Genomic DNA, 560 nt, shown 5'->3' with positions numbered 1-560 from the left:
GTTCCGCTAATAAAGGAGACACTTGATGCCGAAAATACCCGGCTTCCAAGGAATACATTTGAAGAATGTGTCAATTTTATTGTTACTGAGCTAGATGCCACCAATACAAGTCTGAGAGATACCTGGAGTGACTTTAATTCAGGTAACCAAATTGGCAGAGCAACGCGCGGAGCAGCTCTGGCTTTGAAGGCCAGAGTGTTGCTCTATGCAGCGAGTGACCTGAATAACCCTGGCAATATCCGTACGAAATGGATAGAAGCAGCACAGGCTGCACATTCGGTTATTGCGCTAAACAGGTATTCGTTGGCATCGAATTACCGCGATTTGTTTAGACAAATGCAGAGTGCTGAGTTTATTTTTGAGCGCCGTTATTCCGCAAGCAATGGCCTGGAAAAAACAACTTATCCGGTAGGTTATGAAGCTGCATCGGGCGGGGTTAATCCTTCCCAGAACTTAGTTGACGCCTACGAAACAAGTAATGGCTTACCTGTTAAAAGTGATCCTTCTTATAATCCTCAGAAACCTTACGATAACCGCGACCCCAGACTTCTTATGTCGGT

1 protein-coding gene is annotated in these 560 nt (G+C 45.2%); it reads left to right on the top strand.

Going from position 1 to position 560, the window contains the following annotated elements:
* The coding region (locus ACNOHI_RS25390; protein ID WP_420477500.1) for a RagB/SusD family nutrient uptake outer membrane protein at positions 1-560 on the top strand (560 nt) is incomplete at both ends.

This window comes from Noviherbaspirillum sp. ST9, from assembly GCF_048799745.1.
Taxonomy (GTDB): Bacteria; Pseudomonadota; Gammaproteobacteria; order Burkholderiales; family Burkholderiaceae_D; genus Noviherbaspirillum.
The sequence above is the reverse complement of the archived record's forward strand: the minus strand, read 5'-3'. Positions and strand labels throughout refer to the sequence as shown.